The sequence below is a fragment of the Streptomyces sp. VRA16 Mangrove soil genome (assembly GCF_017377775.1).
Classification (GTDB): Bacteria; Actinomycetota; Actinomycetes; order Streptomycetales; family Streptomycetaceae; genus Streptomyces.
The window spans coordinates 49,865-75,461 of sequence record NZ_JAFVLN010000012.1; the positions used below are offsets into that span (position 1 = coordinate 49,865).

The 25,597-nt window shown below is 72.8% G+C and carries 23 protein-coding genes and 1 riboswitch; of the genes, 16 read left to right on the forward strand and 7 right to left on the reverse strand.

Features of this window, described 5'->3' with window-relative positions; translation table 11 throughout:
• Positions 1 to 3: 3 nt before the first annotated feature.
• The 3 genes from J3486_RS28670 to J3486_RS28680 form a co-directional block, all read right to left on the reverse strand.
• On the reverse strand, positions 4 to 1,389 hold the full coding sequence (locus J3486_RS28670) for a hypothetical protein (RefSeq protein WP_207825391.1): 1,386 nt from the start codon (positions 1,387 to 1,389) through the stop codon (positions 4 to 6).
• A 100-nt stretch (positions 1,390 to 1,489) separates the two neighbouring features.
• On the reverse strand, positions 1,490 to 2,617 hold the full coding sequence (locus tag J3486_RS28675) for an alpha/beta fold hydrolase (RefSeq protein ID WP_207825393.1): 1,128 nt from the start codon (positions 2,615 to 2,617) through the stop codon (positions 1,490 to 1,492).
• 549 nt (positions 2,618 to 3,166) lie between these two features.
• Positions 3,167 to 3,856, reverse strand: a complete 690-nt coding sequence (locus tag J3486_RS28680; protein ID WP_229378759.1) for a class II aldolase/adducin family protein — start codon at positions 3,854 to 3,856, stop codon at positions 3,167 to 3,169.
• A 179-nt stretch (positions 3,857 to 4,035) separates the two neighbouring features.
• Between J3486_RS28680 and J3486_RS28685 the strand changes: the two genes are divergently transcribed.
• The 8 genes from J3486_RS28685 (at position 4,036) to J3486_RS28720 (ending at position 13,454) form a co-directional block, all read left to right on the forward strand.
• Entirely contained in the window at positions 4,036 to 4,779 is a 744-nt protein-coding gene (locus tag J3486_RS28685; protein WP_207825398.1) for a lysozyme, read from the forward strand.
• Between the two features lie 214 nt (positions 4,780 to 4,993).
• Positions 4,994 to 6,274, forward strand: coding sequence for an inorganic phosphate transporter (locus J3486_RS28690; RefSeq protein ID WP_207825399.1), 1,281 nt, complete (start codon positions 4,994 to 4,996; stop codon positions 6,272 to 6,274).
• A 16-nt stretch (positions 6,275 to 6,290) separates the two neighbouring features.
• Positions 6,291 to 6,512 (forward strand): hypothetical protein, encoded by a 222-nt coding sequence (locus J3486_RS28695; protein ID WP_207825401.1) that lies wholly within the window; start codon positions 6,291 to 6,293, stop codon positions 6,510 to 6,512.
• Between the two features lie 171 nt (positions 6,513 to 6,683).
• A riboswitch (cobalamin riboswitch) is annotated at positions 6,684 to 6,755 on the forward strand.
• A gap of 58 nt (positions 6,756 to 6,813) precedes the next feature.
• A complete protein-coding gene (locus J3486_RS28700) occupies positions 6,814 to 7,782 on the forward strand; it encodes a cobalamin biosynthesis protein (protein ID WP_207825404.1) in 969 nt (322 codons plus the stop codon).
• Positions 7,779 to 9,287, forward strand: coding sequence for a cobyric acid synthase (locus tag J3486_RS28705; RefSeq protein ID WP_207825405.1), 1,509 nt, complete (start codon positions 7,779 to 7,781; stop codon positions 9,285 to 9,287). The genes J3486_RS28700 and J3486_RS28705 overlap by 4 nt, the downstream gene beginning before the upstream one ends.
• Positions 9,288 to 9,436: 149 nt before the next feature.
• Positions 9,437 to 11,494 carry a putative cobaltochelatase gene (locus J3486_RS28710; RefSeq protein ID WP_207825408.1) on the forward strand — a complete coding sequence of 686 codons (2,058 nt, stop codon included), beginning with the start codon at positions 9,437 to 9,439 and terminating at the stop codon, positions 11,492 to 11,494.
• Positions 11,494 to 12,102 carry a cob(I)yrinic acid a,c-diamide adenosyltransferase gene (gene cobO / locus J3486_RS28715; RefSeq protein ID WP_207825410.1) on the forward strand — a complete coding sequence of 203 codons (609 nt, stop codon included), beginning with the start codon at positions 11,494 to 11,496 and terminating at the stop codon, positions 12,100 to 12,102. Before J3486_RS28710 ends, cobO begins: the two co-directional genes overlap by 1 nt.
• Entirely contained in the window at positions 12,096 to 13,454 is a 1,359-nt protein-coding gene (locus J3486_RS28720; RefSeq protein ID WP_207825412.1) for a cobyrinate a,c-diamide synthase, read from the forward strand. The genes cobO and J3486_RS28720 overlap by 7 nt, the downstream gene beginning before the upstream one ends.
• A 41-nt stretch (positions 13,455 to 13,495) precedes the next feature.
• Here J3486_RS28720 and J3486_RS28725 read toward each other — a convergent pair whose 3' ends face one another.
• Positions 13,496 to 14,227 carry a ZIP family metal transporter gene (locus tag J3486_RS28725; protein WP_207825422.1) on the reverse strand — a complete coding sequence of 244 codons (732 nt, stop codon included), beginning with the start codon at positions 14,225 to 14,227 and terminating at the stop codon, positions 13,496 to 13,498.
• 39 nt (positions 14,228 to 14,266) lie between these two features.
• Between J3486_RS28725 and J3486_RS28730 the strand changes: the two genes are divergently transcribed.
• A complete protein-coding gene (locus J3486_RS28730) occupies positions 14,267 to 14,659 on the forward strand; it encodes a cobalamin biosynthesis protein (RefSeq protein ID WP_207825424.1) in 393 nt (130 codons plus the stop codon).
• A gap of 383 nt (positions 14,660 to 15,042) precedes the next feature.
• A complete protein-coding gene (cobC, locus tag J3486_RS28735) occupies positions 15,043 to 16,404 on the forward strand; it encodes an Rv2231c family pyridoxal phosphate-dependent protein CobC (RefSeq protein ID WP_374194787.1) in 1,362 nt (453 codons plus the stop codon).
• Positions 16,405 to 16,458: 54 nt separating this feature from the next.
• Here cobC and J3486_RS28740 read toward each other — a convergent pair whose 3' ends face one another.
• Both J3486_RS28740 and J3486_RS28745 read right to left on the reverse strand, forming a co-directional pair.
• Complete coding sequence (locus J3486_RS28740) at positions 16,459 to 16,824, reverse strand: group 1 truncated hemoglobin (RefSeq protein ID WP_229378761.1); 366 nt, start codon at positions 16,822 to 16,824, stop codon at positions 16,459 to 16,461.
• Between the two features lie 26 nt (positions 16,825 to 16,850).
• Entirely contained in the window at positions 16,851 to 17,822 is a 972-nt protein-coding gene (locus J3486_RS28745; protein ID WP_207825429.1) for an SCO1860 family LAETG-anchored protein, read from the reverse strand.
• A gap of 377 nt (positions 17,823 to 18,199) precedes the next feature.
• Here J3486_RS28745 and J3486_RS28750 point away from each other — a divergent pair, with 377 nt between their 5' ends.
• On the forward strand, positions 18,200 to 19,630 hold the full coding sequence (locus J3486_RS28750; RefSeq protein ID WP_207825432.1) for an arylsulfatase: 1,431 nt from the start codon (positions 18,200 to 18,202) through the stop codon (positions 19,628 to 19,630).
• Positions 19,631 to 19,719: 89 nt separating this feature from the next.
• Here the strand turns inward: J3486_RS28750 and J3486_RS28755 are convergent, their stop codons facing one another.
• Positions 19,720 to 20,814: an amidohydrolase family protein gene (locus tag J3486_RS28755; protein ID WP_207825439.1), complete on the reverse strand. Its 1,095-nt coding sequence runs from the start codon at positions 20,812 to 20,814 to the stop codon at positions 19,720 to 19,722.
• A 77-nt stretch (positions 20,815 to 20,891) separates the two neighbouring features.
• Between J3486_RS28755 and J3486_RS28760 the strand changes: the two genes are divergently transcribed.
• The 5 genes from J3486_RS28760 to thpD all read left to right on the forward strand — a co-directional run bounded on the left by J3486_RS28760 (position 20,892) and on the right by thpD (position 25,555).
• Positions 20,892 to 21,992, forward strand: coding sequence for an aminotransferase class V-fold PLP-dependent enzyme (locus J3486_RS28760; RefSeq protein ID WP_207825440.1), 1,101 nt, complete (start codon positions 20,892 to 20,894; stop codon positions 21,990 to 21,992).
• A 374-nt stretch (positions 21,993 to 22,366) separates the two neighbouring features.
• Positions 22,367 to 22,876 carry a diaminobutyrate acetyltransferase gene (ectA, locus tag J3486_RS28765; RefSeq protein ID WP_207825442.1) on the forward strand — a complete coding sequence of 170 codons (510 nt, stop codon included), beginning with the start codon at positions 22,367 to 22,369 and terminating at the stop codon, positions 22,874 to 22,876.
• Positions 22,877 to 22,943: 67 nt separating this feature from the next.
• The gene (gene ectB, locus J3486_RS28770) at positions 22,944 to 24,215 is read left to right on the forward strand and encodes a diaminobutyrate--2-oxoglutarate transaminase (RefSeq protein WP_207825444.1); all 1,272 of its coding nucleotides are present in this window, start codon (positions 22,944 to 22,946) and stop codon (positions 24,213 to 24,215) included.
• 42 nt (positions 24,216 to 24,257) lie between these two features.
• A complete protein-coding gene (locus tag J3486_RS28775; RefSeq protein ID WP_188339637.1) occupies positions 24,258 to 24,662 on the forward strand; it encodes an ectoine synthase in 405 nt (134 codons plus the stop codon).
• A 5-nt stretch (positions 24,663 to 24,667) separates the two neighbouring features.
• Positions 24,668 to 25,555, forward strand: coding sequence for an ectoine hydroxylase (gene thpD / locus J3486_RS28780; protein ID WP_207825446.1), 888 nt, complete (start codon positions 24,668 to 24,670; stop codon positions 25,553 to 25,555).
• The last annotated feature ends 42 nt before the right edge of the window (positions 25,556 to 25,597 follow it).

Genomic DNA, 25,597 nt, shown 5'->3' on the forward strand with positions numbered 1-25,597 from the left:
GCGTCACGCGCCGCCCGTGTGGACCTGGAAGGCCGCCCTGCGCACCGCCTTCGCGAGCGCCGGGTCGGGATGGGCGGCGGCCAGCGCGACCAGGACCTGCACCGTGCGCGGGTGGCCGACGGCGCGGACCTCCTCGATCAGCTGGGGCACGGTGGGCTGCACCGCGGACTCCAAGTGCCGGACGAGGAGCGGGGCTTCACCGTGGTCGGCGACGGCCGCCGCGGTGTCGACCCACAGCCAGGTCGCCTCCTCGCGGGTGAGGACGGTGTGCACGTCCTCGGGGTCGGCGCCCTCGGCCTCGGCGAGCCAGATCAGCGCGTAGGGGCGCAGGCCCGGCTCGTCGGCGGCGCGGCGCACCTCGGGTTCGGCGGGGCCGCCGACGACACGCAGCGCCTCGAAGGCGAGGCCGCGCAGCAGGGCGTCCTCGCCGCGGGCGGCGTCGAGGAGCTCGACGACCGCGTTGCCGACATCCCGGGCGGCGAGCCAGGCGCGGTACTCGGCGCGCGCCGCGTTGGGCCGCAGGCGGGCGCAGCCGCGCAACATGTCCTCGGCGCTGACCTCGATGTTCCCCGCCGGGGACTGGGCGGCGACGCAGATCTGCTCCAGCTTGACCCAGACCGCCCAGCTGCCCAGCGGGGTGAGCGTGGCGTGCTCGTCGGCGTACGTGAGCGCGCCGACGGAGGCGAGGCCGTGCAGGGCCCAGTCGAGGAGCGGGAGGAGCGGGGTGTCCTTCGGGGAGACCGGCTCGGGCTGCGGCCCGAAGGGGATCTCGCAGCGTTCCGTGCGCAGTTCGGTGACGCGCTGGTCGAGCAGGTCGAGGAGCTGGGCCGCGGCGACCGGGCCGGCCATCAGCTGCAGGAAGGAGAGCAACTGCGGCATCGCCTCGACGACTTCGGCGACCGCGGCGGCCTCCAGGGAGTCCGGCGCCGGGTGCACGAGGGACCAGGCGTCGAAGAGCGCGACCCAGCCGCGCAGCACGGCGGTCTCGTCGCGGTCCCAGACCCGCAGCCGCCAGCCGGGGCGCGCGCTGTCGCCGTGCACCTCGACGAGGCCCGCGAGACGGGCGGTGTCCCAGTCGGCACGGACCCGGTCCACGGTCAGACCGAGGTCGTCGGCGGCGCGGCGCGCGGTGGCGTCGGAGAGGGTGCCCTTGCCGTCCCGGGTGGCCGTCTCGTTACCGGGGCTGAGGGTGGCGTCCGCCCAGCGCGCCACGCGTACGGCGGCGGCCAGGCCCGCACGGGCGGTGCGGGCGAGTTCGGCCGGGGGCGGGGTGCCCTCCGGGGGGCGCGGGGCGGGGCGGGGCGCTCGGCGCGGGGCAGCGGGGGTCAGCGGCTGGCGGCGAGGGCGGACTAGTCGAAGCCTGGAGTCGCGCGGGGTACGGGACGTCACTGGAGCAGTCTCCAGGGTGACCCCGCGAATTCCCAAACGCGGCCCTGTGTTCGGAGGTCGCGACCGGGTGCGGGGCACTGGCCTCAGGGGTCACATCAGCTCACATCAGCGGGGTCAGGAAGCGGCGCAGGGTCTCCTCGTACGTCGCCGGGTCCGCGTTCCACATCCCGTTGTGCGGGGCCTCGTCCACGGTGTGCAGGGAGACCAGGTCGGGGCGGCGGGCGGCGAGGCGGCGCGAGAAGGCCCAGGGGGCGACCTCGTCTTCGGGGCCGTGGACCACCAGCGTGGGGATCTTGAGGGCGTCGGGGCCCATGGTCTCCGCGAGCCGGTCGCCGGTCAGCCCCGTGCGGCCCTGCGCGGCGCGCACCGCGAGCGGCAGCAGCGGCGAGGGCGTGCGGCGGGCCACGGCCAGGGCGCGCAGCGTGGCCTCCCAGGAGAGCACCGGGCTGTCCAGGACGAGACCCGCGATGCGGTCGCGCAGCGCGGAGTGGGCGGCGGCGTGCAGGGCCATCGCGGCGCCGGTGGAGAAGCCGAGCACGATGACGCGCCGGGCGCCGTAGCGCACGGCGTAGCGCAGCGCGGCGTCCAGGTCGCGCCACTCCGACTCGCCGAGGTGGCTGAGGCCGTCCGGGGAGCGGGGCGCGCCGAGGTCGCCGCGGTAGCCGAGGTCGAGCACCGGGAACTGCTGGTGGTGCAGGAACTCCATGAGGTTCATGGGGTGTTCGCGGGTGGTGCCCAGGCCGTGCACGGCGATGACCCAGGTGTCGCGGGCGCCGGGCAGGAACCAGGCGGGCAGCGTGCCGAGTTCGCCGGGGATGTCGACGTCGGCGTGGTCGAGGCCGAGCGCGGACTTGGGGTCGCCGATGTGGACCTGGGGCGTGAGCCAGGCCCTGGCACCGGGTTCGAGGGTGCCGTGGGTGACCCGTTCCAGGCGGCGCACGACGGTGTCCGCGGGGTGCGGGGCCGATGCGACGACCGGTCCCACGACGGCGTGGAAGCCGTCACCCGCGAGTCCGTACGTGCCCGGGTACTGGGAGGCCAGGTCCCGGGTCAGGGTGATGTGTCCCGCGGCGATGGCGTGGACGGTGAGCCGGGGCTCGGTGGGCAGGGGGCGGCCTGCGGGCGCCTTGAGCGCGGCGTCGCTGGCCAGGCGGCCTGCGGCGATCGCGGCGGCCGAGGCCCCTATCACGGCGGTGACGGCAGCGGCCGTCGCTTTGGCGGTGCGCACTCGTCCAGTGTCGGGGGCCCGGGGCGCCCCGGCCAGCGGGGCGCGGGGCAGGAGTGACGTCGGCGCCGGGCGGGTCGGATTCGGCGTACGGGTTCTGCTCACCGGGCCTCCTTGTCGGGGTGGGTCCGGTACGAGTGCTCCGCGGGGGGCGCTGTACGCCTGCCTCCCGCGGGATCGTGCCCGGCAGGGGCGCGGGGCTGTGTCGGTGTGCGGCTGCGGTCGGGCCCCGTAGGGGCGCGGGGCTGTATCGATCCGCGGCTGCGGTCGGGCCCCGTAGGGGCGCGGGGCTGTATCGATCTGCGGCTGCGGTCGGGCCCCGTAGGGGCGCGGGGAACTGCGCGACCAGCCCCCACCGGAGCCGCACCCGGCGAGAACGCGACCGGGACCGAGCTGGACGCCGGATGAAGCGCTCACCCCGCGCCGGGGCGCCGCCTTGCCCAGCCTGCCGCCCAAGGCGGCAGATTGCCCAAGGCGGCGCGGCGCGCGGCAGATTACCCAAGGCGGGGGCGACCGGCGGCGGCTTGCCCAAGGCTTCGGGGCGCGCGGGGTTCAGTTGTCGGGGTGGGGTTGGCCGTAGCCGGCGAGGCGGGTGGCTGCCGCGGACATCTGGGTTTCGGTCAGGAGCGACGGGTTCAGGCCGGGGACGGAGTGGGCCGTGAGCCACAAGCGGCACATCCATTCCAGTTGGGCGGTTCGGTCGTAGGCCTGGTGAAGGGATGCGCCGTATGTGACCGTGCCGTGGTTCTGGAGAAGACATCCGGTGCGGTCGGTCAGCGCGCTGAGCATGTTCTCGGCCAACTCCTCGGTGCCGTACGTCGCGTAGGGGGCGACACGGACGGGACCGCCGAGGGCCGCCGCCATGTAGTGGACGGGCGGGAGTTCGGGGACGAGCGTGGAGACGGCCGTGGCGTGCACGGCGTGCGTGTGCACGACGGCGCGCGCGGTCGTGTGCCGGTAGACCGCGAGGTGCATGGGCAGCTCGCTGGTCGGCGTGAGGCGACCGGCGCACCGCCCGCCGTCGAGGTCGACGGCGACGAGGTCGTCCGGGCCGAGCCGGTCGTACGGGACGCCGCTCGGGGTGACGAGCACATGGTCCCCCACCCGCACCGAGACATTGCCGGAGGTACCGACGACCAGTCCGTCGGCGACCGTCCTGCGGGCCGTCGCCACCAACTCGTCCCATGCCTGCGCCCAGGCTCGTTCCGATGTCTGTCCGGAGATCGCTCCGTGGCTCGTCATGGCGCGCATCCTGCCAGCCGCGGAGCGGGGCAGGTTAGTGCGGAAGGCAGGCGTCCGGAAGCTCACATATGGGCAGGGATCACCCACCAAGGGCGATTGGCTGGGGTTCGACGGGCAAGAAGGGATCTTCCGGTAACCTCTGGGGGATTTGTCATGCACGTCGCCATCCGGGGGGAAATATGGCTCGTGACCACAAACCGTCCCGTCGTCGTGTCCGCATGATCGCGGCAACATCCGTCGCCGCTCTGACCGTGGGGGGAACCGTACTGGCGGAGCTGCCGGCCCAGGCGGCGGCGCTGCCCAAGGGGCACGACGTCTCGTCGCACCAGAAGAAGGTCAACTGGTCGAAGGCGAAGAACCGGGGGGCCCGGTTCGTCTACGTGAAGGCGACCGAGTCGACGAACTACAAGAACCCGTACTTCTCGCAGCAGTACAACGGCGCCCGCAGCGCCGGCATCATCCGCGGCGCCTACCACTTCGCGCTGCCCAACAAGTCGTCCGGCGCGACCCAGGCCGCGTACTTCGTCCGCAACGGCGGGGCCTGGTCACGGGACGGCTGGACGCTGCCGCCCGCGCTCGACATCGAGTACAACCCGTACAGCAAGAAGAAGTGCTACGGCATGAGCAAGGGCAGGCTGGTGTCGTGGATCAAGTCCTTCAGCAACGAGATCAAGCGCAGGACCGGGCGGCGCCCGGTGATCTACACGAACTACCACTGGTGGAAGACCTGCACCGGTAACAGCGGGGCCTTCGCCGCCAACCACGCCCTGTGGCTCGCGCGCTACGACGAGAGTGCGGGGGCGCTGCCCAGGGGGTGGTCGTACTGGACGTTCTGGCAGTACGACAACAGCGGCAGCCTGCCGGGTGACCAGAATCTCTTCAACGGATCCATGGCCCAGTTGAGGAAGTTCGCCCGGGGGTAGCCGGGACCGGGACCAAAGTCCCGCGGAACCCGTGATTCCGGGGCTCCGCGGGGGTCGCCCCGGGGGTCAAACGGAGTCTTTGCCGCCGTCCCGCGACAAGCGGGGCGGCGGTACTCCGCATCGGGTCACTCTCGCGCCCGCCCCAGTTCATCTTCCGTTCACCCGACGTGCTTACGTTCGAACTGCCACTGACGTCCAACCGAAGCCTGGGTAAATGGAACACATCACGCTGCTCCTTGCGATCGTGATCGTTACCGCGCTGGTTTTTGATTTCACCAACGGTTTCCACGACACCGCCAACGCGATGGCGACGACCATCTCGACAGGCGCCCTCAAGCCGAAGACGGCGGTGGCCATGTCCGCCGTGCTGAACCTCGTCGGAGCGTTTCTCTCCGTGGAGGTCGCCAAGACCATCTCCGGCGGCATCATCAACGAGGACGGCCTCAAGACAGAGGTCATCTTCGCGGCGCTCGTAGGTGCCATCCTCTGGAATCTCCTGACCTGGCTGCTCGGCCTGCCGTCCAGCTCCTCGCACGCCCTGTTCGGCGGCCTCATCGGCGCCGCGGTCATGTCGATGGGCTGGGACGCGGTCAACGGCGGCACGGTCGTCACCAAGGTGCTGCTGCCCGCGGTCGCCGCACCGATCGTCGCCGGCCTCGCCGCGATGTTCGCGACGCGCCTGACCTACCGGATCAGCAAGAACACCGACGAGAAGGCCACCTCCAAGGGCTACCGCGCCGGGCAGATCGCCTCGGCGGGCCTCGTCTCCCTCGCGCACGGCACCAACGACGCGCAGAAGACGATGGGCATCATCACGCTCGCCCTGATCACCGGTGGTGTGCTGCAGCACGACGCCGACCCGCCGCTGTGGGTCATCGTCTCGGCCGGTACGGCCATCGCGCTCGGCACCTACCTGGGCGGCTGGCGGATCATCCGCACCATGGGCAAGGGCCTCACCGACCTCGCGCCGCAGCAGGGCTTCGCCGCGCAGACGTCGGCCGCGACGGCGATCCTCGCCTCCTCGCACATCGGCTTCTCGCTCTCCACCACGCAGGTCTGCTCCGGCGCCGTGATGGGCTCGGGCCTCGGCCGCAAGGGCGGTGTCGTGCGCTGGTCGACCGCGACCCGGATGTTCGTCGCGTGGGGCCTGACCCTGCCGGCCGCCGGTCTGGTGGGCGCGGGCGCCGAGTTCCTGACCAAGCAGGGCCCGTGGGGCGTCGGCCTGACGGCCGCTCTCCTGGTCGCCGGTTCCGGCGTCATCTGGAAGCTGTCGCGCCGCAACTCCATCGACCACACGAACGTCACGGACGACGAGATCGGCACCGCCACGGAGCCGGCCGAGGAGCCCGCGGGCGTCGTGACGGCGGCCATCGCCGCGGTCACCCCGCCGCCCGCCGGCACGCTGACCACCGACGAGTCCGAGGCCCCGGTCAAGGCGACCATCGCGGCTCCGGCCCCGGCCGACCCCGCGCGCCCCGCCGGCGCCACGCTGTAAGGAAGCAGGACCAGCTATGAAGATCGACTGGGCGGCCCTCGGCTCCGTCTTCGGAGTCAGCCTCGTGGTCACCGTGGGCCTGGTGGGCCTGTTCACCCTGGGCATCATCGGCCTCTCCAAGAAGGAGGCCGCGGCGCAGCGGGGCGACTCGGCGGCCCTCGCCGTGTCGGGCGCGTACGCGTGCTTCGCGGCCTGCGCAGCGGCCGTGGCGTACGGGATCTTTCTGATCGTGGCCTGACCGCGATCGCCCCCGCGGGCCCGGACCTCCACGGTCCGGGCCCGCGGTGCGTTCCGGGGCCGTACGGGGCTCCGTGTGGGGCTGCCCACACTCTCCCGTCCCAGGTCAACAGCGAGTTGACGCCCCTTCGCGGCCCGTGATGGACTTCCCCCGCCATATACGGCAGCAGTTGAGGAAGCCGGTGCGAATCCGGCGCGGTCCCGCCACTGTCAGATCTGCGAGCGCAGGTCGAGCCAGGAACTCTCGCTGCCGGTCTCGTCGAACCAGGGCGTGGACACCCTGAGTGAGGACAACTACCGCCATGTTCGCCCCGCGCGGCGTACGGCGGTCCGGGCGCGTGTTCGCGTACGGGGCCGCTGCCGGACTGCTTGCCGATCTTCTGCTTGGTGATCCGCGCCGTGGGCATCCCGTCGCCGGGTTCGGCCGCGCCGCGGGCGCCGTCGAGCGGGTGCTGTGGCGGGACCACCGTGGATGGGGCGCGCTGCACACCGCCGTGTGCGCCGGGGGCGCCGCCGGTGCCGGAGCCCTCGCCTCGTACGCCGTACGCCGCTCCCCCGCCGCCTCCGTCGCGCTGACCGCCGCCGCGACCTGGGCCGTGGTCGGCGGCACCTCGCTGGGCCGGGAGGCCCGTGCCATCGGGTCCGCCCTGGAGGCCGGGGACGTGGAGCTGGCGCGGGAGCTGCTGCCGCGGCTGTGCGGGCGCGACCCGGAAGGGCTGGACGCCGACGGGATCGCGCGCGGCGTCGTGGAGTCCGTCGCCGAGAACACCTCGGACGCCGTGGTGGGCGCGCTGGTGTGGGGCGCCGTGGGCGGGGTGCCGGGGCTGCTCGCCTTCCGTGCCGTGAACACGCTCGACGCGATGGTCGGGCACAAGTCCGAGCGGTACCGGCGGTTCGGGTGGGCCTCGGCCCGGCTCGACGATGTCGCCGGATGGCCGGGGGCCCGGCTGACCGGAGCGCTCGCCGTGCTCGGCGGTGGACGGCCGCGCGACGCCGTACGGGCGTGGCGCGCCGATGCCGGACGGCACCCGAGCCCCAACGCCGGCGTCGTCGAGGCCTCCTTCGCGGGGGCGCTCGGGGTGCGGCTCGGGGGGACGTTGTCGTACGCGGGGCGGGTCGAGCACCGGCCCGTGCTGAACGAGGAGGGCCGTGCGGTGCGCACGGCCGATGTCGAGCGGGCCGCGCGGTTGTCGCGGCGCGTGAGTCTGCTGGCGTGGGGAGTCTGTGTGGGTGCGCGACTGGTACGGGTTCGGGTTCGGGGTCGTCGATGACGGGCGGCGGGCTCCTCGTCGCGGGGACCACCTCCGACGCCGGGAAGAGTGTCGTCACCGCCGGTATCTGCCGGTGGCTGGTGCGGCAGGGCGTGAAGGTCGCGCCGTTCAAGGGGCAGAACATGTCCCTCAATTCGTTCGTGACCCGGGAGGGCGCCGAGATCGGCCGCGCCCAGGCCATGCAGGCGCAGGCCGCCCGGGTCGAGCCGAGCGCGCTGATGAACCCGGTGCTGCTCAAGCCGGGCAGTGACCGCAGCAGTCAGGTCGTGCTCATGGGCAAGCCCGTGGGTGAGCTGAGTGCGCGTGGCTATCACGGGGGGCGGCAGGCCGCGCTGCTCGACACCGTCGTGGGGTGTCTGGAGGAGTTGCGGGGCAGTCATGACGCTGTGATCTGCGAAGGCGCCGGGTCGCCCGCCGAGATCAATCTGCGGCGCACCGACATCGTGAACATGGGCATCGCGCGGGCCGCGCGACTGCCGGTACTCGTCGTGGGCGACATCGACCGGGGCGGCGTCTTCGCCTCGTTCTTCGGGACGACGGCGCTGCTCGCGCCCGAGGACCAGGAGTTGCTCGCGGGGTATCTCGTCAACAAGTTCCGCGGCGACGTGACCTTGCTCGAACCCGGGCTCGACATGCTCAAGTCCCTGACCGGGCGCGACACTTACGGCGTTCTTCCGTATCAGCACGGGCTCGGCATCGACGAGGAGGACGGGCTGCGCGTCTCCCTGCGGGGGACCGTGCGGGAGTCCGTCGTCGCCGCCCCGGTGGGCGAGGACGTGCTGCGGGTCGCCGTGTGCGCGGTGCCGTTGATGTCGAACTTCACCGACGTCGACGCGCTGGCCGCCGAACCGGGCGTCGTGGTGCGGTTCGTGGACCGGGCCGAGGAACTGGCCGACGCCGACCTGGTCGTCGTACCGGGGACGCGCGGGACGGTGAAGGCGCTGGAGTGGCTGCGCGAGCGCGGGCTCGCCGACGCGATCGTGCGCCGGGCCGCCGAGGGGCGCCCCGTGCTCGGGATCTGCGGCGGGTTCCAGGTGCTCGGCGAGCGGATCGAGGACGAGGTCGAGTCCCGGGCCGGTGTCGTCGAGGGGCTCGGGCTGCTGCCCGTACGGGTGCGGTTCGCCCGCGAGAAGACGCTTGCGCGGCCCGTGGGCAAGGCCCTCGGGGAGTACGTCGAGGGGTACGAGATCCATCACGGGGTCGCCGACGTGACGGGGGGCCGGGAGTTTCTGGACGGGTGCCGGGTGGGGGCCGTGTGGGGCACGCACTGGCACGGGTCGCTCGAGTCGGACGGGTTCCGGCGGGCGTTTCTGCGGGAGGTCGCTCGGGATGCGGGGCGGCGGTTCGTTCCGGCGGCGGATACCTCGTTCGCCGAGCTGCGGGAGGAGCAGTTGGACAAGCTCGGGGATCTCATCGAGCGGTACGCCGACACCGATGCACTGTGGCGGTTGATCGAGGGGGGTGCGCCGGTGGGGTTGCCGTTCGTGCCGCCGGGGGCGCCGTGACGGGAAGTCGCCCCCTCCTCCCCTTCCCGTCCCGTCCCCGGGGGCTGCGCCCCCGGACCCCCCTGGGTTTTTTCTCGCGTGCGGGTTTCGTGTGGTTGCTCGCGCCGTTCCCCGCGCCCCTTACGGGGCGCCTGAAGGAAGGCTGTTGAATGGCTGCTCCCTATCCGTTCACCGCTGTCGTGGGACAGGACGACCTGCGGCTCGCCCTGCTGCTCAACGCCGTGTCACCCGCCGTCGGCGGGGTGCTCGTGCGCGGTGAGAAAGGGACCGCCAAGTCGACCGCCGTGCGCGCGCTCTCGGCGTTGATGCCGGGCGTCGACGTCGTCGCCGGGTGCCGGTTCTCCTGCGATCCGGCCGGTCCCGACCCGCAGTGCCCCGACGGGCCGCACGAGGCCGGTGCCGGGGATCAACGGGCCGCCCGCATGGTCGAGTTGCCCGTCGGCGCCTCCGAGGACCGGCTCGTCGGCGCGCTCGACATCGAGCGGGCCCTCGCCGAGGGCGTGAAGGCCTTCGAGCCGGGGCTGCTCGCCGACGCGCACCGCGGGATCCTGTACGTCGACGAGGTGAATCTGCTCCACGACCACCTGGTCGACCTGCTGCTCGACGCCGCCGCGATGGGCGCCTCGTACGTGGAGCGCGAGGGCGTCTCCGTGCGGCACGCCGCGCGTTTCCTGCTCGTCGGCACCATGAACCCCGAAGAGGGCGAGCTGCGGCCGCAGTTGCTCGACCGGTTCGGGCTGACCGTGGAGGTCGCCGCGTCCCGGGAACCGGAGCAGCGCGTCGAGGTCGTCAAGCGGCGCCTCGCGTACGACGACGACCCCGAGGGTTTCACGGCCCGGTGGGCCGGTGACGAGGCCGAGGTGCGGGCGCGGATCGTCGCCGCCCGCGAGCTGCTGCCCCGAGTCCGGCTCGGCGACGGCGCGTTGACGCAGATCGCCGCGACCTGCGCCGCGTTCGAGGTCGACGGGATGCGCGCCGACATCGTGATGGCGCGCACCGCCACCGCGCTCGCCGCGTGGGCCGGGCGGACCGACGTGCTGGCGGAGGACGTGCGGCAGGCCGCCCTGCTCGCGCTGCCGCACCGGCGCCGCCGCAATCCCTTCGACGCGCCGGGCCTCGACGAGGACAAGCTCGACGAAACCCTGGAGCAGTTCGGGCCCGACGACGAGCCCGACCCCGAGGACCCGGGCCCCGACGGTCCCGACGGCGGCGGTGGCGGTGGGGTTCCGCCGCAGGGCGACGGGGGCGGCACCCCGGAGACCCCGGAGACCCCCGAGGCCCCGGACGCCCCGGAGGAGGCCCCCGCCGAGGCGCCCGCGTCCGGTGGCGGGGCGCCGAAGGAGCAGAAGGCCGTCTCCGCCGGTGAGCCGTTCCGTACGAAGATGCTGAGCGTGCCGGGGCTCGGCGAGGGCGCGGCCGGGCGGCGGTCCCGGGCACGGACCGAGCACGGGCGCACCACGGGCGCCACCCGGCCCCGCGGCGCCCTGACCAAACTGCATCTGGCCGCCACCGTGCAGGCCGCCGCCCCGCACCAGCGGGCCAGGGGCCGCAGCGGTCCGGGGCTCGTCGTGCGCCGTGACGATCTGCGGCAGGCCACGCGGGAGGGGCGCGAGGGCAATCTCGTGCTGTTCGTGGTCGACGCCTCCGGTTCGATGGCCGCCCGGCAGCGGATGGGCGCCGTGAAGGGGGCCGTCCTGTCGCTGCTGCTCGACGCCTACCAGCGGCGGGACAAGGTGGGGCTCGTGACTTTCCGGGGCACGGGCGCCGATGTCGCGCTGCCGCCGACCTCGTCCGTCGACGCGGCCGCCGCCCGGCTCGAATCGCTGCCCACCGGCGGGCGTACACCGCTGGCCGCCGGGCTGCTCAAGGCGCACGAGGTGCTGCGCGTGGAGCGGCTGCGGGATCCGGCGCGCAGGCCGCTGATGGTCGTCGTGACCGACGGGCGTGCCACCGGCGGGCCCGAGCCGGTGCAGCTGGCCGGGCGGGCCGCCGGGCTGCACGCCGCCGAGGGCATCGCCTCCGTGGTCGTCGACTGCGAGACCGGCATGGTGCGGCTCGGTCTCGCCGGGCAGCTCGCCGCCCGACTCGGCGGCACGGCCGTGACGTTGGAGGAGCTGCGGGCCGACGCCATCGCCGGACTCGTCAAGAACGTACAGGGAACCGACCGGACCCACCGGATCGACCGGACCGCCAGGAGGGCCGCCTAATGCCGCAGGGACAACCGAGTGTCGTACCGAACGACGGGCTGACGACACGTCAGCGTCGCAACCGTCCCCTGGTGTTCGTGCACACGGGCATCGGCAAGGGCAAGTCGACGGCCGCCTTCGGGCTCGCGCTGCGCGCCTGGAACCAGGGGTGGCCGATCGGGGTGTTCCAGTTCGTCAAGTCGGCGAAGTGGAAGGTCGGCGAGGAGAACGCGCTGAAGGTGCTCGGCGCCTCCGGCGAGGGCGGCACCGTCGACTGGCACAAGATGGGCGAGGGCTGGTCGTGGGTGCAGCGTGATCTCCACGGTGACAACACGGACAACGAGGAGAAGGCCCGCGAGGGGTGGGAGCAGGTCAAGCGTGACCTGGCCGCCGAGACGTACAAGCTGTACGTGCTCGACGAGTTCGCGTACCCGCTGCACTGGGGCTGGATCGACGTCGACGAGGTGGTGCGGGTGCTGCGCGACCGGCCCGGCACCCAGCACGTCGTCATCACGGGGCGCAACGCCCCAAAGAAGCTGGTCGAGTTCGCGGATCTCGTGACCGACATGTCGAAGGTGAAGCACCCGATGGACGTCGGGCAGAAGGGCCAGCGGGGCATCGAGTGGTGACGTTCGACGTTCCTCGCCTGGTCGTCGCCGCGCCGGCCTCCGGGTCGGGCAAGACGACGGTGGCGACCGGTCTGATGGCGGCGTTCGCCGAGCGCGGGCTCGCCGTCTCCCCGCACAAGGTCGGGCCCGACTACATCGACCCGGGCTACCACGCGCTCGCGACCGGCCGCCCCGGCCGCAACCTGGACGCGTACATGTGCGGTCCCGAGCTCGTCGCGCCACTGTTCGCGCACGGTGCCGCGGGGTGCGAACTGGCCGTCGTGGAAGGCGTGATGGGGCTTTTCGACGGTGCTTCGGGAGAGGGCGAGCTGGCCTCCACCGCGCATGTCGCGAAGCTGCTCAAGGCTCCCGTCGTGCTCGTCGTCGACGCCTCGTCGCAGTCCCGGTCGGTGGCGGCGCTGGTGCACGGTTTCGCGTCGTTCGACCCGCAGGTGCGGCTCGCGGGCGTCATCCTCAACAAGGTCGGCTCCGACCGGCACGAGCAGTTGCTGCGCGAGGCACTGGAGGAGGTCGGCGTCCCCGTTCACGGGGCGCTGCGCCGGACTCCTCAGGTGGCCACCCCGTCGCGGCACCTGGGGCTCGTCCCGGTCGCCGAGCGGAGCTCGGATGCGGTCGACTCGGTGCGGGCGGCCGCGGCGATGGTGCGCGAGGGCTGCGATCTGGAGGGGCTGCTCGCGCTGGCGCGCACCGCTCCCCCGCTGGCGGTGACGGCGTGGAGCCCGCCGCCCGCGCAGGCCGCTCCCGCCGCCCGTCCCGTGGTGGCCGTCGCGGGCGGCGCCGCCTTCACCTTCTCCTACGCCGAGCACACGGAACTCCTGCGGGCCGCGGGCGCCGAAGTCGTCACCTTCGACCCGCTGCACGACGAGTCCCTCCCGGAGAACACGGCGGCGCTCGTCGTCGGCGGCGGCTTCCCCGAGGTCTACGCCCCCGAGCTCGCCGCCAACGAACAGCTCCGCAAGGCCGTGGCCCAGCTCGCGCAGTCGGGCGCCCCGGTCGTCGCGGAGTGCGCGGGCCTGCTGTACCTGTCCCGCTCGCTCGACGGGAAGGCGATGTGCGGGGTCCTGGACGCCGACGCCCGGATGTCGGGGCGGCTGACGCTCGGCTACCGCGACGCGGTCGCCGTCAGCGACAGCGTGCTGGCCCCCGCGGGCGCCCGGATGCGCGGCCACGAGTTCCACCGCACGGTGATGGAGCCGGGCGCGGGCCCGGCCCCGGCGTGGGGCGTGCGGCTGCCCGAGCGGCGCGTCGAGGGCTTCGTGCAGCAGGGTGTGCACGCCAGCTATCTGCACACGCACTGGGCGGCGCGGCCGGACGTCGCGCGGCGCCTGGTGGAGCGGTGCGCGACGCCGTGAGGTCAGGGTCCGGGGCCGGAGAGGGGTGCGCCAGCCGGCCCTCAGCCCGCGATGCCCACCACGAGCCAGATGAAGGCCGCGCCCGCGACCGTGCACGCCAGGGTGGAGCGGGCCGGGTGGTCGTGGTGGGCCTCGGGGAGGATCTCGGCGGCGGCGAGATACAGCAGCACGCCGCCGAAGAAGCCCAGATAACCGCCGAGCAATTGCTCCGGAATGGTGAAGAGCAGCGTCGACGCCGCGCCCACCACCGGGGCCACCGCGTCGGCGAACAGCATCATCAGCGCCTTGCGGCGGGCGTTCCCGTACAGGCTGGTGAGCGTGTACGTGTTGAAGCCGTCGGCGAAGTCGTGGGCGATCACGGCGAGCGCGACGGCGAGGCCCATGCCGCCGCCCACCTGGAACGCGGCGCCGATCGCCATGCCGTCCATCAGGCTGTGCCCGACCATCGCGGAGGCGGCGGTGAGGCCGACCTCGGGAACCCGGCCGTTCGCGTGCTCATCGGCGCCGTGCGCGGCCTGACGCTGGGCGAGGAGGTGTTCCAGGATGTGCGCGCCGAGGAACCCGGCGACGAACAGCAGCAGCGCCGCGGGCACCCCGAAGACCGGGCCGCCCGCCGCTTCGAGGGCCTCGGGCAGCAGGTCGAGTCCGACCACGCCGAGCATGAGACCGCCCGCGAGACCGAGCACCAGATGGCGCCGGTCGGTGACCCGTTGCGCGGTCCAGCCGCCGATCAGGGTCATCAAGAAGGCGCCGAGCGCCACGAACACCGCCATAAGCCCTTGCTAACTCATCCAACCCCCGCGTCGCACATCATGACCTGTGCGCCCGAGCGTGTCGTCGCCGGGGTCGGCGCACGGGCCGGAGCCGTGGCGGAGGAGGTGCTCGCGCTCGTCCAGGAGGTGCTCGCCGAGGCCGGAGTCCTCGCGTCGGCGCTCGCCGCGCTCGCGACCGTCGACGCGAAGGGGCGGGAGCCGGGTCTGGTGCGGGCCGCCGAGGTGCTCGGGGTGCCGCTCGTGACGTATCCGGCGGCGCGGCTCGCCGCCGTGCCGGTGCCGCATCCCTCGGAGGGGGTGCGCGGCGCCGTCGGCACCCCGTCCGTCGCCGAGGCCGCCGCGCTCGTCGGCGGGGGCGCACTGCTCGTGCCCAAGCGGGGGGCGGGCGGCCGGGGCGGACGCGTCACGTGCGCGCTGGCCCGCACCGGGTGACCGCCCGGCCCTTCTCCGTCGTTTCGCCGTCGTTCGCCCGCCTGTACCGGGTGACCGATCCCCCGTCCCTCATCGTTCGCCCGCCTGTACCGGGTGACCGATCCCCCGTCCCTCATCGTTCGCCCGCCCGTCCCGAGCGACCGCCCCCCGTCCCTCATCGTTCGCCCACCCATCCCGAGCGACCGACCCCCGTCCCTCATCGTTCGCCCACCCATCCCGAGCGACCGACCCCCCCCGTCCCTCATCCTTCGTCCGTCCATCCCCACCTGAGGAGCCCGTCCGTGCACACCCCTCCCCCGGCCCTGCTCGCCGCCCTGGAGCGGCGGCTCGACGATGTCCTGGGCGGCGGTGCCCGTTCCCCGGGCGACCGGGCCGACGTGACGGTGCTGCTCGTCGGGCACGGCTCGGGGGATCCGGTCGCGAACGCCGAACTCGTCGCCGCCGCACGGCTGTTGTGGGAAGGCAGCGGATGCGCCGCGGTGGAGACCGCGTTCGTGTCGGGGGCCGCGCCCGATGTGCCGGCGGGGCTCGGCCGGTGCGCGGCGCTCGGGGCGCGGCGCGTCGTCCTGCTGCCGTACGACGCGTCGGTGGCGGCCCGCTGCCGGTCACAGGCCGAGGGCTGGAACGCCGCGCATCCCGAGGTGACCGTGGTGCGGGCGGAGTGCGCGCGGGAGCCGGACGGCGGCGCCGACGGGCCCGATCTGCGCCATCACGGGGACGCCGAGGTCCGCGACGACGGCGAGAAGCTGACGGATCTCGCGGTGAACGTCCGTACCGGGACGCCGCCGCGCTGGCTGCGCGAGCACATCGCCGGTTCGCTGGAGGGGCTCGCCGCGTACCCGGACGGGCGGTCGGCGCGGGCCGCCGTGGCCGCGCGGCACGGGCTGCCGGTGGACCGGGTGCTGCTGACGTCGGGCGCCGCCGAGGCGTTCGTGCTGCTCGCGCGGGCGCTCCGGGTGCGGCGGCCGGTCGTGGTGCATCCGCAGTTCACCGAGCCGGAGGCGGCCCTGGAGGACGCCGGGCACGCGGTGCGCCGGGTGCTGCTGCGGGACGGCGCGGAGGGGGACGCGTTCCGGCTCGATCCTGCGCTGGTGCCGGACGACGCGGATCTGGTGGTCGTCGGCAATCCGACCAATCCGACGTCCGTGCTGCACCCGGCCGAGACCGTGGCGCGGCTCGCGCGGCCCGGCCGGGTGCTCGTCGTGGACGAGGCGTTCATGGACGCCGTGCCGGGTGAGCGGGAGTCCCTCGCGGGGCGGACCGATGTGCCGGGGCTCGTGGTGCTGCGCAGCCTGACGAAGACGTGGGGGCTCGCCGGTCTGCGGATCGGGTACGTGCTGGCCGAGCCGGAGATCGTGGCGGCGCTGGAGCGGGCGCAGCCGCTGTGGCCGGTGTCGTCGCCGGCGCTGGTCGCGGCCGAGGCGTGCGTGTCGGAGCGCGGGGTCGCGGAGGCGGCGGCCGCGGCGCGGGTCGTCGCCGGTGACCGGGCCCATCTGGTGGGGCTGCTCGGGGAGTTGGCCGGGTACGGAGTGCGGGTGGCCGGGCCCGCGGAGGGGCCGTTCCTGCTGGTGCGGGTGCCGGATGCGGGGGTGGTGCGGGAGCGGCTGCGGGGGGCCGGGTTCGCGGTGCGGCGCGGGGACACGTTCCCGGGGCTCGGGGCGGACTGGGTACGGGTCGCCGTGCGGGACCAGGCCACCGGGGCGGCGTTCGTCGCCGCGCTGCGGGAGGTTCTCGCCGCCGGGTGAGCGGGGCGGGGTTCGCGTTCCGAGGAGTCGCCCCCGCCCCCTTTACGGGGCTTTTTACGGGGCTTTCACTACCTGGTCCTTGAGCGGTGCCAGGTGGGTCGCGATCACCGTGATCAGGTCGTCCCCCACCCCCGCCTCCTTCAGGGACTGCGCCAGGTGGCCCACCACTTTGTCGAAGTCCTCGCCGGTCAGCGCCAGTTGAGCGTGCGCCTCCGACAGAGGGCGGCCCCGGTACGCCTCGGGGCCGCCCAGGGCCGCCGCTATGAAGGTCCGCTGGTGGGCCTTCAGGGCGGGCAGGTCGGTGGTGCGGAAGTGGGGAGCCAGCTGATCGTCGGCCAGGACCTTTGCGTAGAAGAGGTCGACCACGGCCGCCACCGCGGGGGCGCCACCCACTGCTTCGTAGACACTCGAGTCACTCATGCACTCGAACGTATCTACGGAACCAGTCATTCAGAACGGCTCCTGCGCGCCATCGCCACGCCGCCGGCGCCCGCGAGCAGCAGGGCGATCGCGCCACCCGCGATGTACGGGGTGAGCGAGCTGCCGCCGGTCTCCGCGAGGTCGGCCTTCGGGGCCGCCTTCGTGTCGCCGGCCGGGGCGGCCGAGGTCGCCGGTTCGGCCTCCTTGACCGGTTTGTCCGCCGTGCCGCCCTGCGGTTTCGGGTCCTCGGCGGGGGCCGCCTTCGGGGCCTCGCAGGTGGCGCCCGCCAGGGTGACCTCGCCGTTGACCTCCGCCACGTTCAGCTTCAGCGGGTTGACCGAGACCTTGAGCCGGAGCGCCGCGGCCGCCGCGGTCGTGGAGGTGGTCGAGGTGTCGGAGAGCGCGAGGGAGACCTCGCCGACGCCCGGGACCTCGACGCGGGTCGTGCCGCCCGTCGTCAGCGTGATCTTCTTGCCGAGGACGGTGACGGAGCCCAGCAGGTTCGACTCGGCGACCGGCTTGTGGCCCGCCTCGCACGTCGCCTTGGAGGTGACCTGGTCGACCTCGACGAGGGAGAGCAGCGGCAGCCCGGGGACGTGGACCTTGGCGTGGACGAGCTGGGTGAAGCCCTCCGCCTTCTTGTCGTCGACGGTCGCCTTCGCCTTGGCCACGTCGGCGCGCAGCACGCTGAACGGCTGCCCGCGGTCGACGCCGTCGAGGGTGGCGGTGAGCGCGGTCTTCTCCGCGCTCGCGGGGGCCTGCACCTCGTTCAGCGCGACCTTCAGCGGGACGTTGACCGTCTTGTTGAGGAGCGAGACGTCCAGGCCCGTGCGCAGGACGACGGCACTGGCCCGGCCGCCGTGGTCGCCGGTGGCCGCCGCCGGGACCGCCGTCGCGAGCACGGCGGGTCCGGCGGCGAGGACAGCGGCGGTGGCCGTCGCGGCGGCACGGTGGGCTCGGCGGGCTCGTCGGGCCGCGGTGTAGCTGGTGCTGGACATGCTGGTGGGACCCCCAGGGTCGGGACAGACAAGAGAAACGGGACGTGTGCCGGTGCGGCCGAGCGCCATGGGGACATCGCGCACGGCTCCGCCGACGGTTCCGGCGGGATGCCGATCACCGTTGCCGACGAGGGAATCTTTACGCACTGAGAGTGAACAGGCGGCAACCAGGCGTGAGTTCACCCCAAAGTGGGGTTTCCGCGCATTTCTTCGAATCCTCTGCCGCTGTTCTTCCCTGACGCCCCACTTGTCGCCCGCGCGCCCCCAACCCGCCGGTTGACAGCGCGGGCGCGGCCAAGTTGTGTGCAACGAGCAGCCTGATCGGCAGGTCACGCTGCGTGTCAACTGCCGTCCGGAATCGGGGAGTCACGCGTTCCATGCCGCGCAACGTCGTACTGATCACCGCCGACCAATGGCGCGGCGACTGCCTCTCCGGCGCCGGGCACCCTGTCGTCCGTACTCCCTATCTGGACCAACTCGCGGGCCGTGGTGCCCGGTTCGAGCGCGCGTACTCGGCGGTGCCCTCCTGCATCCCGGCGCGGGCCGCGCTGCACACGGGCCTCGCGCAGACCTCGCACGGCCGCACCGGGTACCGGGACGGGGTGCCGTGGGAGTACCCGGTGACGCTGGCGGGCGAGTTCGGGCGGCACGGGTACCAGACGCGGGCGATCGGCAAGCTGCACGCGTACCCGGAGCGCAACCGCATCGGATTCGACGAAGTCACCCTGCACGACGGGTACTTGCACGTCGCCCGCGACCGGCGCACGGATCCCCGTTTCCACGACGACTACGCGGCCTGGCTGGAGCGGCAGCCGGGCGGCGGCGACTACACGGACCACGGGCTCGACTGCAACAGCGTGGTGGCGCGGCCGTGGGACCGGGCCGAGCGGCTGCACCCGACGAACTGGGTGGTGAGCGAGGCCGTCGACTTCCTCTACCGGCGCGACCCGACGGCCCCCTTCCTCCTGCACCTCTCCTTCCACCGCCCGCATCCGCCGTACGACCCGCCGGCCTGGGCCTTCGAGCAGTACCTGGACGCGCCCGCCCACGAGCCGGCCGTCGGCGACTGGGCGGACGCCCTGGAAGGCTGGCGGGACGACACGCGCGCCGACGCCAACTACGCCTCGTACGACGCCCGTACGGTGCATCGCGCGCGGGCCGGCTACTACGGCCACATGTCCCACATCGACCAGCAGATCAACCGGTTCGTGCAGGCGCTCGGCGAGTTCGGGCTCGCCGACGACACCTGGATCTGCTTCACCTCGGACCACGGCGAGATGCTCGGGGAGCACCGGCTGTGGCGGAAGGCGTATCCGTACGAGGGATCGGCCCGGGTCCCGCTGATCCTGACAGGCCCGCGCGGCGCGCTGCCCGGCGGCACGGTGGTGGGCCCGGACACGGTGGCCGAACTCCGGGACGTGCTGCCGACGCTGCTGGAGTGCGCGGGCCTCCCGGTGCCGGGTGGGCTCGACGGGCACAGCCTCCTCCCGGCGGCCCGCGGCGGCCGGCTCCCGCGCCCCCGGCCGTACCTGCACGGCGAGCACGTGCTGTTCGGTGAGTCGATGCACTGGCTGACGGACGGCCGGGCGAAGTACATCTGGTTCTCGGGCGCGGGCCGCGAGCAGCTCTTCGACCTCGACGCCGACCCGCGGGAGCTGCACGACCTGGCACCGGAGGCCCCCAAGGACGTCATCGCGTGGCGGGAACGGCTCGTCGCCGAGCTGGCGGGGCGGCCGGAGGGCTACGTCGCGGACGGCGTACTCGTCACCGGGCGGGCGCCCCTGGACACGTTGCCGGGCGGTCGGTGACGGCGGCCTCGGCTGCGGGGTGCGGATGCGCTGCCGGGTGCGGGCCGGTGGTCCCGCTGCGCGCAGCGCATGCCTTCGGACGCCCCCGCCTACCCCACCACCCGCCCCCGCAACACGATCCGCCGCGGAGCGCCCAGCACCGCCACATCGGCCCGCGGATCCGCCCCGTAGACGACGAGGTCCGCCGGGGCGCCCTCCTCCAGGCCGGGGCGGCCGAGCCACTCGCGGGCGGCCCAGGCCGTCGCCGAGAGCGCCTCGACCGGCGGGATCCCGGCGCGGACCAGCTCCGCGACCTCCCCCGCCACCAGGCCGTGCGCCAGGGCGCCGCCCGCGTCCGTGCCGACGAACACCGGGATCCCGGCGTCGTAGGCGGAGCGCACCGTGTCGTAGCGGCGCTCGTACAGCCGGCGCATATGGGCCGACCAGCGGGGGAACTTCTGCTCGCCGCCCGCCGCCAGGTCCGGGAACGTGGCGATGTTGACCAGGGTCGGCACGATCGCGACGCCGCGTTCGGCGAAGAGCGGGATCAGGTCGTCGGTGAGGCCCGTCGCGTGCTCGACGCAGTCGATGCCCGCCTCGACCAGGTCCCGGAGGGAGTCGGCGGCGAAGCAGTGGGCCGTGACGCGGGCGCCCAGGCGGTGCGCCTCGGCGATCGCCGCCTCGACCGGTTCGCGCGGCCAGCACGCGCCCAGGTCGCCGGTGGAGCGGTCGATCCAGTCGCCCACCAGCTTGACCCAGCCGTCGCCGCGCCGGGCCTCCTGGGCGACGTACGCGACGAGGTCCTCGGGCTCGATCTCGTGCGCGTAGTTGCGGATGTAGCGGCGGGTGCGGGCGATGTGGCGGCCGGCCCGGATGATGCGGGGCAGGTCCTCGCGGTCGTCGATCCAGCGGGTGTCGGACGGGGAGCCGGCGTCGCGCAGCAGCAGCGTGCCCGCGTCGCGGTCGGTCAGCGCCTGCTTCTCCGCGGTCTCGGCGGGGACCGGGCCGTGGGTGTCCAGGCCCACGTGACAGTGCGCGTCCACCAGGCCGGGGAGCACCCAGCCGTCGACCGTGGTCACGTCCGTGCCCGGGGCGGCCGGGCGGTCGTAGGTGATGCGGCCGTCCACCACCCACAGTTCGTCGCGTACGTCGTCGGGTCCGGCCAGGACCCGGCCCTTCACGTGCAGCACCCCTCGCTCACTCATGCGCGAAGCCTATGAGGGCGGTGGGTACGCTCGTCATCGGCATCCCGTCCGAACCCGTGAGCGAAGAGAGCACCACCGTGACGCATCCGTTTCTCGATCTGGCCCCCCTGAGCGCCGAGCACTTCGCCTCCATCGAGGACCGTGTGGCCCGGCTGATGGACACCTCGCAGGACGTCGTGATCATGCAGGGCGAGGCGCTGCTGCCGCTGGAGGGCGCGATCCGCGGGACGGCCGGGCCCGGCACCGTCGCGCTGAACGTGATCACCGGCCCGTACGGGCAGACCTTCGGCGACTGGCTGCGTGACTGCGGCGCCACGGTGTACGACCTGGCCGTGCCGTTCCACACGGCCGTCACCGCCGAGCAGGTCCGGGAGGCGTTCGCCGAGCACCCGGAGATCGACTTCGTGTCGCTGGTGCACGCGGAGGCCGCGACGGGCAACACCAACCCGGTCGCGGAGATCGGCGAGGTGGTGCGCGAGCACGGCGCGCTGTTCTACCTGGATGCCGTCGCCTCCATCGCGGCCGAGCCGGTGCTGCCCGACGCGTGGGGCGTGGACCTGTGCGTGATCGGCGCGCAGAAGGCGATGGGCGGCCCGGCCGGTGTGTCGGCCGTGTCGGTGAGCGCCCGCGCCTGGGAGCGGATGGCCGCCAACCCGCAGGCGCCGCGCCACTCCTACCTCTCGCTGCTGGACTGGAAGCAGCGCTGGGTCGACGGCGGCCGCAAGGCACTGCTGCACGCTCCGGCGCAGCTGGAGATGCTCGCCCTGGAGGCGTGCGTGGAGCGCATCGAGAGCGAGGGGCTCGACGCCCTGATGGCGCGTCACGCGAGCGCGGCCGCCGCGACCCGGGCCGGAACTCTCGCGCTCGGCGGGGGACTTGAGCCGTACGTGCACGCGGCGAAGGACGCCGCGCCGGTCGCCACGACGCTGCGCGCGCCCGCCGGGACCGACGCCCGCGACCTGGTCGCCAAGGCGCTGGCCGTGGACCCGGTGCTGCCGCTGGTCGCCGGCGGCGGGGCGCTCGCGCACGAGATGATCCGCGTCAACCACTACGGCCCGCAGGCCACGCGCGGCGTCGTGCAGTCCTCGCTCGCCGCCCTCGGCGGGGCGCTCGCGGAGGCCGGCCTTGAAGTCGACCTCGAAGGTGCCCGCAAGGCCGTCGCGGCGGCCTGGGTGTAGTCCCGCATCCGCACACCGATCCAGGCGCCGCCCATTCCGGGCGGCGCCTTTCCTTTTCCCCGAAGTATTCTCAAGCATTCTTCATGCGTTTATCGAAAGCAGCTTCCCGTATTGCTTCTGCCCGCTTTTCGAGGGCGTAAACACTAAGATTTCAACAACGGAAACCGCCGTAATTCGGGCGGACTTCGTCGGGGTTACGGGCCTGTGACGCACTCCACATCGCGAGTGATACACACCTTTTGACCCACATAAATCTCCCTATAGCGGACACTGCTCGCGCGCAGGCTCACCCGCGCGCGATAACACGGAAGATCTGATTCCGTAACCCCTCCCCCACGTGCAATCCCAGAAATTGCTCGGTAAATTGAATTCGCATGACCGCCGCACAAGCGCAATTCCAGCTCGACCATCCCGGTGTCGCCGACGGCGCCGCGATCTGGCGTATCGCACGTGACTCGAAGGTGCTCGACCTCAACTCCTCGTACAGCTATCTGCTGTGGTGCCGCGACTTCGCGGCCACCTCGGTGGTGGCGCGCGACGAGCGGGGCGAGGTCGCCGGGTTCGTCACCGGTTACATCCGGCCGGAGCGGCCGCACACGCTGGTCGTGTGGCAGGTCGCCGTGGACCACGCCCATCGCGGGCGCGGTCTCGCCGGTGAGCTCCTGGACGGACTGACCGCCAAGGTCCTCGCGGCCGGGCGGCCGGTCACCACCGTCGAGACGACGATCACCCCGGACAACTCGGCGTCCCAGGCGCTGTTCCTGTCCTACGCCCGCCGGCACGGCGCCGGTGTGGCGCGTGAAGTCCTGTTCGACGCGGGCCTGTTCCCGGACGACGGGCATCTGCCCGAGGAGCTGTACACCATCGGGCCGCTGGCCGCCTGAGCCGATCCACCACCGCCACCCACTCTCCCACCCCCCTCAACTCGCTTCCCCAGAGGAGCTTTTCGCTGTGACCATCACCCAGCCTGACCTGAGCGTCTTCGAGACCCTTGAGTCGGAGGTGCGCAGCTACTGCCGCGGCTGGCCCACCGTCTTCGACCGGGCCTCGGGCAGCCGTATGTACGACGAGGACGGCCACGAGTACCTGGACTTCTTCGCGGGCGCCGGATCGCTCAACTACGGCCACAACAACCCCGTGCTGAAGCGTGCGTTGATCGACTACCTGGAGCGCGACGGCGTCACCCACGGCCTCGACATGTCGACGTCGGCCAAACGCAACTTCCTGGAGTCGTTCCAGAACATCGTGCTGCGCCCGCGCGATCTGCCGTACAAGGTCATGTTCCCGGGCCCGACGGGCACCAACGCGGTGGAGTCCGCGCTGAAGCTCGCCCGCAAGGTCAAGGGCCGCGAGTCGATCATCTCGTTCACCAACGCCTTCCACGGCATGTCGCTCGGCTCGCTCGCGGTGACCGGCAACGCGTTCAAGCGCGCGGGGGCCGGTATCCCGCTGGTGCACGGCACCCCGATGCCGTTCGACAACTACCTCGACGGCCGCACCCCGGACTTCATCTGGTTCGAGCGGCTCCTGGAGGACTCGGGCTCGGGCCTGAACACCCCGGCGGCCGTGATCGTCGAGACGGTGCAGGGCGAAGGCGGCATCAACGTGGCCCGCGCCGAGTGGCTGCGCAAGCTCGCCGACGTCTGCGAGCGCTGGGACATGCTGCTGATCGTCGACGACATCCAGATGGGCTGCGGCCGCACCGGCGCCTTCTTCTCCTTCGAGGAGGCGGGCATCACACCGGACATCGTGACCGTTTCGAAGTCCATCAGCGGGTACGGGCTTCCCATGTCCCTGTGCCTGTTCAAGCCGGAGCTCGACATCTGGGAGCCGGGCGAGCACAACGGCACGTTCCGCGGCAACAACCCCGCGTTCGTGACGGCCGCCGCCGCCCTGGAGACGTACTGGACCGACGGCCCGGCCATGGAGAAGCAGACCCTGGCCCGCGGGCAGCAGGTCTGCGAGGCCCTCGGCGCGCTCCACGACGAGCACCGCGAGGAGATCGTCGAGTACCGCGGCCGCGGCCTGGTCTGGGGCATCGAGTTCCGCGACAAGGAGCGGGCCGGCAAGGTCGCCAAGCGCGCCTTCGAGCTCGGCCTGCTCATCGAGACGTCCGGCCCCGAGAGCGAGGTCGTCAAGCTGCTTCCGGCGCTGACGATCACCTCCGAGGAGCTGGAGGAGGGTCTGCGCACGCTCACCCGAGCCGTGCGCGAAACGGCCTGACGGAGTACCACACCGTTCAGCAACGAAAGGCAGCAACTCACCGTGATCGTCCGTTCGTTCAAGGAGATCGAGAACACCGACCGGCACGTGAAGTCCGCGTCCGGCACCTGGGAGAGCAAGCGCATCGTCCTCGCGAAGGAGAAGGTCGGCTTCTCCCTGCACGAGACGATCCTCTACGCGGGCACGGAGACCGACATGTGGTACGCCAACCACATCGAGGCCGTGCTCTGCGTGGAGGGCGAGGCCGAGCTCGAGAACCGGGAGACCGGGGAGAAGCACTGGATCGAACCGGGCACGATGTACCTCCTGAACGGCCACGAGCGGCACACGCTGCGCCCCAAGACGGACTTCCGCTGTGTGTGCGTGTTCAACCCGCCCGTGACCGGACGGGAGGACCACGACGAGAACGGCGTCTACCCGCTGCTGACCGAGCCCGAGGAGGTCTGAACCGTATGAGCACCGTCACCGATCTGTACCCCACCCGCGGCGCCTCCGAGGTGGCCACCCCGCGGGTCGACCCGGTCGTCTGGTCGAAGCCGGGTGAGCGCGGCCCGATCCGGGAGTCGGACCTCGCCTCGTTCGAGCAGAACGGCTTCCTCGCCATCGAGGAGCTGATCGGCCCCGACGAGATCGGCGTCTACCAGGCCGAGCTGAACCGGCTGGTCTCCGACCCGGCGATGCGTGCGGACGAGCGTTCCGTCGTCGAGCCGACGTCCCAGGAGATCCGCTCGGTCTTCGAGGTGCACCGGATCAGCGAGGTGTTCGCGAACCTGGTCCGCGACGAGCGCGTCGTGGGCCGGGCCCGCCAGATCCTCGGCTCGGACGTCTACGTCCACCAGTCGCGGATCAACGTCAAGCCCGGTTTCGGGGCGAGCGGCTTCTACTGGCACTCGGACTTCGAGACCTGGCACGCCGAGGACGGGCTGCCGAACATGCGGACGGTGTCCGTCTCCATCGCGCTGACGGAGAACTACGACACCAACGGCGGGCTCATGATCATGCCCGGCTCGCACAAGACGTTCCTCGGCTGCGCGGGCGAGACGCCGAAGGACAACTACAAGAAGTCGCTGCAGATGCAGGACGCGGGCACGCCGAGCGACGAGGCGCTGACCAAGTTCGCCGACCGGCACGGCATCAAGCTGTTCACCGGCCGGGCCGGCTCGGCGACCTGGTTCGACTGCAACGCGATGCACGGCTCCGGGGACAACATCACCCCGTACCCGCGCTCGAACGTCTTCATCGTGTTCAACAGCGTGGAGAACACGGCGGTGGAGCCGTTCGCGGCGCCGGTGCGCCGGCCGGAGTTCATCGGGGCGCGGGACTTCACCCCGGTGAAGTGACCTTCCTACGCCGGTGAGTCGGGGCGGGGCCGTGATCGGCTC